This window comes from Xanthobacter autotrophicus, assembly GCF_029991245.1.
GTDB lineage: Bacteria > Pseudomonadota > Alphaproteobacteria > Rhizobiales > Xanthobacteraceae > Xanthobacter > Xanthobacter autotrophicus_C.
This window is the reverse complement of sequence record NZ_JAIVFO010000173.1, coordinates 1-8,266: the sequence shown is the minus strand read 5'-3', so window position 1 is coordinate 8,266 and position 8,266 is coordinate 1. Positions and strand designations below refer to the sequence as shown.

Sequence of the window (8,266 nt, the reverse complement as noted above, 5' to 3'; positions counted from 1 at the left end):
GGTGGGCAATGCTTGCATTTCGGGGTGGCGACAGTAACAGCAGGTGTGTCGGTAGTTTCGCGACGGTATCAGGGGGCAGATTTGCGGCATTGCAACCATGCTCGCGCGAATGTGAACTGTGACACTGGAGCCACAGGCAAGCTTTTAACGTTATCTTAAAGCTCGGCGACGGCGCGGCGGACCGGGGGCCGAGGATCTGGGTTTAAGAAGGGGAGTCCTGCCATGCCTGGCTTGGCTCATGGTTCGGTTCTGATTTCTCTCGTGGCTATGCTGTTCGCCGCAGTTCTGCTGGCGACACCGACGCTGGCGTTCCTGACCCATCCGCAGGAGCGGCCAAGCGAGGCTCCGCGGCCGTTACTTACGGTATCTGCCTTCGCCTGACACCTTTAGCTGGACGTGATCAATTTTCCTGGAGCCTTCACCTGTTCTTGGAGCCTTGACCTGCGCCTTATCTTCAGGCGCGGGAGGGCGAGAGATGGCCGGGCTTTCGGATAGCGACGACGGCCGTGTCGAGCGGGGCGGCAGGCACGGGAGGTTGGCTTTGGGGCGACAGGACAATGGGGCGACCCTGACCGGCCGGCCGGCGAGTTGGTGCGCCATTCTTTTCACATCGGGCCTGCTTTTCACATCTGGCTTGCTCGTGGCTGTCGCCCTGGGCGGTACCGAGGCGCGCGCGCAGTCCCGAGGCGCATCGTTTCCGCTCGCGTCGCACGCGCACGCGTCGCCCGGAAACTTCTTCTCCATGCTGTTCGGCGGCATGCGCCCGCGTGCCCTCGTCGATCCGCCGGAGCGGCCGCGCATCGTCATCACGCCCCGCATCCGCAGGGAGGGGTCCGCCCATGCCGGCTCGGGCGTGGGCATGGCCTATTGCGTGCGCACCTGTGACGGACGCTATTTCCCGCTCCAGGGCAAAGCCGCGGACGACGGCGCGCTCGCCCAGTGCAACGCGTTCTGCCCGGCGGCGAAGATGGCGATCTACACCTCTTCCGACAGCACCAGGGGCATCGACGCGGCGGTCTCCCGGACCGGGAAGGCCTATTCCGAACTGCCCAACGCCTTCGTCTATCGCCAGCGCCTGGTGGAGGGCTGCACCTGCACGGCTGAAAGCCGCATCGGCGGGCTTCACCGGATCGACGTGATGAACGATCCAACGCTCCGGCGCGGCGACGTGGTCATGACGCAGGAGGGCAGCCGGGTGTTCACCGGTGGCCGCAGAGGTCCGCCCTATCGGGACGCCGACTTCGTCGCGCCCGCGCGGTTTCCCGAATTGTCGCGGGATATAAGGGCGCGCCTGTCCGAGCTGGAGATGGCGTCGCGGTAAGGCGAAGCCGATCGGAACCTGCTTTGTCCTTGCAGCTGGAGCGACCTGCGACCTTCAGGATCAAACGCGCGAACGATCAGCCGGCGACGGCACGCCCGCGCTTCGATGCGCTGCGCTTGGCCGCCGCGGTTTCGGCGGGCGCATCCGCTGACGCGCCGGACGCATTGGCCTCGTGCGCGTCCACATGCGCGTCGTCGTCCTGGTCCAGGAGGTCCCGGATGCGCGCGGCAAGCTCGCCTGTCGCGTCGTCGGCCACCAGCTTGCGCACCGGCGAACCTGGCCCTTCGAGACGGGCGCTCAGGGCGGCAAGCTTCGCCGCCACCTCGGTGACGCCGTCGCGCAGGGCATCGAGCCCCTCGGGCGCGAGCGCCGGCGCGGTCTCGGCCGCCGCATCGCGGGGCGCACGCTGGATCGCCTGTTCCATCAGCGCATGGTCGGCCTTGAGCATGTGGAGCGTATCGGCGAGCCGGCGATTCTCCCCCTCGTCGGCGGCGAACTCGCTGGCGCGGCGCTGCTCGAAGGCGTGGACGACGGCGCGGTTGGCGTCCAGATCGCGCTCGGTGATGGTGAGCAGCCCGGCCAGCCGGTCGCGCTCCGCCTCCAGCGTGGCGATGACGTCGCGCCGTCCGTCACTTTCCGTGGCCTTGAGGGCGAGGGCCGCCTGGACCTCCGCCAAATCGGTGGACAGGCGGGTCGCCGCTTCCGCCGCGACTCCTTTCGCCTCGATCGCAGCGGAGCGTTCGGAGGCCAGCGCGGCGGAGGTCTCCTCCAGCCGCCGCGTGGTGTCGGCGAGGCGGGCGCGCAGGTCTCCCGCTTCCGTTTCCAGCGCGGCGATGCGCTCGCGCTCGCTCACCAGCGTGGCCTCGCGGGTCGCCAGGGTTGCGGCGAGGGCCTGCGCGTCGCTTTCCAGGGTGTGGTGCGCCGCCTCCAGCGCCGCCAGCGCCGAGGTCCGCGCGGCAAGCTCGTCCTCCAGGCGGGCGACGGCCGCGGTGCGGTCGGCCAGTTGATCCTGGGTCTCGCCCAGCAGCACGTCGCGTTCGGCGCCGGTGGCGGTGAAGAGCGCGAGCTGGGCCTGAAGGGTCTTCAGCGCGCCCTCAAGGGCGAAGGTGCGCTGGCGCTGGGTCTCGATGGTGGCGGCATACGCGGTGATGGTCTCGCGCATGGCGTCGGTCTGGAGTTCCAGCCGGCGCTGGTTGAGGGCGAAGAAGGCCCGCTGCTGGTCCTTGTCGGCCTGCACCTCGAAGATGGAGATGGGCACGGCGGCTTCCACCCGCTTGGTGGTGAGCCGCACCGCCCGGTGCCAGACCGCCGGCAGCACGAGCAGAGCCACGAGCGTCGCAATCAGCACGCCCAACGTGAAATACATGATCTGCTCGATCACGCGCGCACTCGCCCTTCCCCTTGAGCCGGCCCGGCGAACCCGTTTCGCTGCCGCGAGCGGGAGGGGCCGTCACACGTCTCATCTGCCGTTCCGTCAGGCGGGCGGTAGTGGAATATGTCCACCGCGCGCCGTCCCGGAACCCGTTTTCATTCATGCCACGACGCGTCGCAGCGTGCCAGCGGCGACGCGCCCGTTTCGCTCCGGACGCGTCGATGGCGGGTGCGTCCGCGGCCCCGGAGGAGGTGCCCTCAGAAGGGGTTCCAGGTGGGGTTGGGGGTGAACTTGAGGTAGCCCAGATTGGCGCCGAGACGCACGCCGACGCCCGAGCGGATCGGGACCACCACGATGCCGTCGGCCCCCAGCGCGGTCATGCCGAAGCCGGCCACCACATAGGCCGAGCCGGAAATGCCGCCGAAGCGGCGGAAGATGTCGTCCACGCTCCTCAGATTGTAGACGAGGACCATGGTGCGGGCGCCGTCGCCGCCGAAGTCCCAGCCCACGGAGGGGCCCTGCCAATAGACCTTCAGGTCGCCGGCGTTGCGGGTATAGAGCACGCCCTCGCCGTAGCGCAGGCCGCCGACGAAGGCGCCGGAGCCTTCCTGGCCGAGGATGTAGCCGTTGGGCTGGCCCCACTGGCCCACCGCCTTCTCGATGCTGAGGGCGAGCCCGCGCGAGACGCTGCCGAAGAAGGAGTGGCCCTTGCTGACCAGTTCGTTGGTGGAATAGGCCTGCGGCGTCGGTCCCTGGCCCTGGGCGCTCGCGGGCGCCGCGGCGCCGAGTGCGGCGAGGGCGATGACGAGGCCGCCGAGGTGGCGCGTGATCTGGCGCCCCATCTGGCGCCGCAGCGTCTGCGGCAGGCCGCGGGCGGTCTTGAGGAAGCTCGAAGAGAAGCGCATGGGGGATCTCGCAGTGGGCTTCGATGAAGGGGGCCGCGTCAACAGGGGCTGCGTCAACCGGGTTTGCGTCAGCTGGGGCATGTATGGCGACCGCCCGAATCGCTCAAATTATGGCGATGAGTATGACGCAGGGACGTCGGTCGCGCGTTGATGGTCGGGCGTTACCCGAAAATCACCATGCGGGATCCGGAATTATCGGCGGGTTAACCCTCAGATCCCGTCTCCGGCGGCCCGCCGGCGCCCCAGGCCACGAAGCCGTGGACCATATAGCCGATCTCGGCATGCCCATAGGTGAGGGGACTGCCGTCCGGCCGGGTGACGCTGCCGCCGGCCGCCACCACCAGGGCATGACCCGCCGCGCTGTCCCATTCCATCACCGGTCCGAGGCGGGGATAGAAATCCGCCTTGCCATCGGCGATGAGGCCGAACTTCAGCGCCGATCCCGCCGGGATGCGCTCGGCCACCTTGTGGCGGGCGATGAGCGCGTCGGTGGCGGGATCGCCGTGGGAGCGGCTTTCGGCCACCACGAGGGGGCCGTCCGGCACCTTGCGGCAGGTGATGGGGGTCCAGTCCTGCGCATCGACGCGGGCGCCGGGCGCGCGGATGGCCCGGAAGGCGGCCCCGGGCCGCCCGGCGAACAGCAGGGCCCGGGCCGGCGCATAGACGACGCCGAGCACCGGGGTGCCATCCTCCACCACCGCGATGTTCACCGTGTACTCGCCATTGCCGGAGATGAACTCGCGCGTGCCGTCGAGGGGATCGACCAGCACGAAACGGTTGCCGCAGATGACTTCGGTGCCCGCCGCCGTCGCCTCTTCCGCCACCACCGGTACGCCGGGCAGGAGGTGGGCGAGGGCGTCGAGAATCGTGGCTTCCGCGGCGTGGTCCGCCTCCGTGACCGGGCTCCGGTCGGATTTCTGCCGATGGGTGATGCCGTCCGCCTCGATGCGGCGGATGACGACACCGGCCGCCAGCGCCGCCTCCGCAAGGCCCGCCAGCAGGGCGGAGTCGGTGGGGGCAGGCGCGCGGGGCACGGGCAAGATCATGGCGGGCGGCTTTTTCGGGTCTCGGGGACGCAGTCTCTAGCCCTGTGCGGCGGCCGTGTCGATTGCGCAGGTCAAATCGGGGTTGGTGCGATGCGGCAGGGCGGCAGCGCTTGTGGCGCGCCACACCGGCGGTGTAACTGGATCGACTTTGATCCAGACGGATTCGGGCGCGGTCCGGCGGAGCCGCATTGAGCCGCCCGCCGTCGCCGTCCGGGAGACGCCATGTCCACCGAAAAGTCCGCCACCCACAAGTCCGCCGTCACCTTGGCCGTCTCTGCGCTCGATCTCGGGGCGCTTTTGTGCTCGCGCGTGTGCCATGACGTGATCAGCCCGGTGGGTGCCATCGTCAACGGCCTCGAGGTGCTGGAGGACGAGGACGCCGCGGACATGCGCGACGTGGCCCTCGACCTCATCGCCAAGAGCGCCCGGCAGGCGTCGGCCCGGCTCCAGTTCACCCGCCTTGCCTTCGGCGCGGCGGGATCGGCCGGGGCGCGGCTCGATCTGGGCGATGCGGAGCAGGTGGTGCGCCCGGTGATCGAGGACGGCCGCACGCGGGTGGAATGGTCCCTGCCGCGGGAGCTTCTGCCCAAGAACCGGGTGAAACTGCTGCTCAACCTGGTGCTGCTCGCCGGCACCACCATTCCGCGCGGCGGCATCATCCGCATCGCTGCGGTGGGGGAGGGCGATGCCACCGGCTTCGTGCTGGCCTCCACCGGCGAGAAGGCGCGCATTCCGGAAGGCCTTCAGGCGCTGGTGGACGGGGTCGCCCCCGAGGGCGGGCTCGACGCCCATTCGGTGCAGCCCTTCTATGCCGGCATGCTGGCCCGCGACTGCGCCATCGCCATCCGCTTCGCCCAGGAGGGTGACACGGTGACCATCTCCACGCCGGGCTGACCCAAGGGGGCCGGGCGCCGCAGCCGTCGCAAGGCGAGGGCGTCCTCCCCGCCTCTTCGGTGCGCCTCGCTTCAAACGAAAAAGCCCCGCACTGCGGGGCCTCTTGGTGTCTGCGAGGAGGTCGGGGATCAGACGGCGATGCGCTCGGTACCCAGCATGGGCTCGCGCAGCACATAGCCGCGACCCCACACGGTCTCGATGTAGTTCTTGCCCGCGGACGCGTTGGCGAGCTTCTTGCGCAGCTTGCAGATGAACACGTCGATGATCTTCAGTTCCGGCTCGTCCATGCCGCCGTAGAGATGGTTGAGAAACATCTCCTTGGTGAGGGTCGTGCCCTTGCGGAGCGAGAGCAGCTCCAGCATCTGGTATTCCTTGCCGGTGAGGTGGACCCGGTTGTTCTCCACCTCCACGGTCTTGGTGTCGAGGTTCACCACGAGGTCGCCGGTCTGGATCACCGACTGGGCGTGGCCCTTGGACCGGCGCACGATGGCGTGGATGCGCGCCACCATCTCGTCCTTGTGGAACGGCTTGGTGAGATAGTCGTCGGCGCCGAAGCCGAAGCCCTTCACCTTGTCTTCCGTATTGGCGAGGCCGGACAGGATGAGAATGGGTGTCTTCACCTTCGCCACGCGCAAAGCGCGCAGGACTTCGAACCCGGACATATCGGGCAGGTTCAGGTCGAGGAGGATGATGTCGTATTCGTAGACCTTACCGAGATCTACGCCTTCCTCACCGAGGTTGGTCGTATAGACGTTGAAGCTCTCGGTCTTCAGCATCAGTTCGATGCCTCGGGCCGTAGCACTGTCGTCCTCGATGAGCAAGACGCGCATGGCTATCCCTTTCCTCGCAACTACCCAGAAGTCGGGCCTGCCGACTTCTGTTGCTCGGCCATCGGGGTGATTCGCGTTACGTGTGTAGAATCGTTACCAGAACTTGATTCTCTTCCACAAGAGTCTGTCGAAAAAACTTTGTGCACGAGAGTCAAGACTGACTCTTCATCAAGCACTTAAGGTCTTTTCCACAATCCCCCGGTCACGTGTGCGGCCACCCCTTCCGCCCGAGCTTTGGGGCGGTGCCCGGGTGACGCACGCCATGGCGCTTCACCCGAACCGTAGCGTCATCATTAATGAAGGCGGTAAACGATTGGTTGCCGTGGCGTCCGCGAACGTGATTTTCATCCCATTGCCGCGGTCGAGGTAAGGAATGGGCAACCAGCACGCGACATTCTCTGAACCCGGAAGCTCCGAGCGCACACGGGCGTTGGGGGCGCGTTCCCGTATGCGTACCGGAGTAGAGGCGATGAAGTCGCGTGACCCCCTGATCCGTGCAAAGCGATTCCAGATCGACGATGCGCGCCGCCGCCTCGGCCAGATCGACACCATGATCGCCGAGTTCGAGCGCATGGCCCAAGATCTCGAGCGCGACATTTCCGCGGAGGAGGAGCGCTCCGGCATCTCCGATCCCAGGCACTTCGCCTATCCGCCGCTGGCGCTCGCCGCGCGCAACCGGCGCGACAACCTCCACCGGTCGGCGCAGGACCTCAAGGTGCAGCAGGAGGCCGCCCGGGCTACCCTCGCCGAAGCGGAGACCGACCTTGCCCTGGTGGAGGCGGCCGGCGAGATGGATCGCGCCGGGCGTGTCGAGGCGCCGGGCCGGCGTCCGCCGCTGCGCCCCGGCGAGACCGCTCGCCACTGACGCCGGAAGCCGTCGCTTGAAGTCTTGGCGTGGCGCCTTCGCTGGCGCCTGCTGCGGGGCGGAAAAGCCGGGGAGGGTGCGGGAGGCGGTAGACAGGTAGCTAATCCTGCCGTGCGGCATGCTTTTTTGCGCGCGGCACGGGTGTCCTGTGGCATTCAAGGCTTCCATTCCGCAGTGCCGCTCCGGTAGCCTCTGCGCGGTCCCCCACCGAGCACGAGTGTTCCGTGACCTCCCACCGCAAGGTCCATGCCCTCGTCGATCGCGTCGCCGCCGGCGACATCCAGGCCTTCGAGGAGCTTTACCGCCTCACGAGCCCGAAGCTGTACGGCCTCGTGCTCCGCCTGCTCCGGCGACCGGAGTTGGCCGGCGAGGCGCTGCGGCAGGCGTACAGGCGCATCCGTTCGGAAGCTCACACCCTGCGCCCGCAGGAAGATCCGGTCTGCTGGATGGCGGCCGTGGCTCGCTCCTGCGCCCTCGACATGGCCTGGAAGCGGCCCGTGGGCGACGCCTTCGAGCCGTTCGACGCCGCCCAGAGGGGCGAGGACCCGCTGGCCTCCGAACGCCGGAGCCCGGCGCTGATCCGCCTGCTCGGCTGCCTCGGCAAGCTGCCCGAGGAACGCCGCCGCATGGTGCTGCTCGCCTTCTATGACGGCTGGAACCGCGAGGCCCTGTCCATCTATTTCGACGCGCCGGTGGCCGCCATCCGGGCCTGGATGGCGCGCAGCGTGGCCCAGCTCGGCGAGTGCATGGGGCGACGCTCGTGATGGCGCCGGCCCCCGCGGCGCACCTGACCGACGCCGATCGCACCCTGGCCGCCGAATACGTGCTCGGGACCCTTGATTTGGAAGAGCGCAAGAGGGTGCGCGCGCGCATCGCGGCCGATCCCCCGTTCGCGGGGCTGGTGCGGCTGTGGGAGCGTCGCCTGTCGCCGCTGCATGAACTCGCTGTCCCGGTGACGCCGCCGCCCTCGATCTGGCGGGTCATCGTCGCCGATCTCAAGGCCGCGCCGCCCGCCGCCCCCAAGACCCTGCGC

The 8,266-nt window shown here is 68.5% G+C and carries 8 protein-coding genes and 1 pseudogene; 5 read left to right on the top strand and 4 right to left on the bottom strand.

The annotated features are described in order from the left end of the window. Positions 1-742: 742 nt before the first annotated feature. Positions 743-1,321, top strand: a complete 579-nt coding sequence (locus K9U41_RS20330; protein ID WP_282642670.1) for a DUF2865 domain-containing protein — start codon at positions 743-745, stop codon at positions 1,319-1,321. Between the two features lie 76 nt (positions 1,322-1,397). Here the strand turns inward: K9U41_RS20330 and K9U41_RS20325 are convergent, their stop codons facing one another. The 3 genes from K9U41_RS20325 to cysQ form a co-directional block, all read right to left on the bottom strand. Then, on the bottom strand, positions 1,398-2,702 hold the full coding sequence (locus K9U41_RS20325) for a hypothetical protein (RefSeq protein WP_282642669.1): 1,305 nt from the start codon (positions 2,700-2,702) through the stop codon (positions 1,398-1,400). Between the two features lie 248 nt (positions 2,703-2,950). Beyond that, entirely contained in the window at positions 2,951-3,535 is a 585-nt protein-coding gene (locus tag K9U41_RS20320) for a DUF1134 domain-containing protein (RefSeq protein WP_282642671.1), read from the bottom strand. Positions 3,536-3,801: 266 nt separating this feature from the next. Then, positions 3,802-4,644: a 3'(2'),5'-bisphosphate nucleotidase CysQ gene (gene cysQ / locus K9U41_RS20315; RefSeq protein WP_282642668.1), complete on the bottom strand. Its 843-nt coding sequence runs from the start codon at positions 4,642-4,644 to the stop codon at positions 3,802-3,804. Positions 4,645-4,866: 222 nt separating this feature from the next. Here cysQ and chpT point away from each other — a divergent pair, with 222 nt between their 5' ends. Then, entirely contained in the window at positions 4,867-5,538 is a 672-nt protein-coding gene (chpT, locus tag K9U41_RS20310) for a histidine phosphotransferase ChpT (RefSeq protein ID WP_282642667.1), read from the top strand. Between the two features lie 128 nt (positions 5,539-5,666). Here the strand turns inward: chpT and ctrA are convergent, their stop codons facing one another. Continuing rightward, positions 5,667-6,368, bottom strand: coding sequence for a response regulator transcription factor CtrA (gene ctrA / locus K9U41_RS20305; RefSeq protein ID WP_282642666.1), 702 nt, complete (start codon positions 6,366-6,368; stop codon positions 5,667-5,669). Between the two features lie 469 nt (positions 6,369-6,837). On the opposite strand from ctrA, the gene K9U41_RS20300 reads away from it, so the two are divergent. From K9U41_RS20300 to K9U41_RS20290, 3 genes and pseudogenes are all read left to right on the top strand, one after another. Next, positions 6,838-7,233, top strand: a complete 396-nt coding sequence (locus K9U41_RS20300) for a flagellar export protein FliJ (protein WP_282642665.1) — start codon at positions 6,838-6,840, stop codon at positions 7,231-7,233. A gap of 224 nt (positions 7,234-7,457) precedes the next feature. Next, on the top strand, positions 7,458-7,997 hold the full coding sequence (locus K9U41_RS20295) for a sigma factor-like helix-turn-helix DNA-binding protein (protein ID WP_282642664.1): 540 nt from the start codon (positions 7,458-7,460) through the stop codon (positions 7,995-7,997). Continuing rightward, positions 7,997-8,266, top strand: a pseudogene (locus tag K9U41_RS20290) (hypothetical protein); the annotation flags it as partial. The gene K9U41_RS20295 and the pseudogene K9U41_RS20290, both read left to right, overlap by 1 nt.

Excerpts from the sequence above, each read along its gene's own strand:
- ctrA (WP_282642666.1), bottom strand. The coding sequence starts at position 6,368 with ATGCGCGTCTTGCTCATCGAGGACGACAGTGCTACGGCCCGAGGCATC.
- chpT (WP_282642667.1), top strand. The coding sequence starts at position 4,867 with ATGTCCACCGAAAAGTCCGCCACCCACAAGTCCGCCGTCACCTTGGCC.
- cysQ (WP_282642668.1), bottom strand. The coding sequence starts at position 4,644 with ATGATCTTGCCCGTGCCCCGCGCGCCTGCCCCCACCGACTCCGCCCTG.
- K9U41_RS20320 (WP_282642671.1), bottom strand. The coding sequence starts at position 3,535 with ATGGGGCGCCAGATCACGCGCCACCTCGGCGGCCTCGTCATCGCCCTC.
- K9U41_RS20300 (WP_282642665.1), top strand. The coding sequence starts at position 6,838 with ATGAAGTCGCGTGACCCCCTGATCCGTGCAAAGCGATTCCAGATCGAC.
- K9U41_RS20330 (WP_282642670.1), top strand. The coding sequence starts at position 743 with ATGCTGTTCGGCGGCATGCGCCCGCGTGCCCTCGTCGATCCGCCGGAG.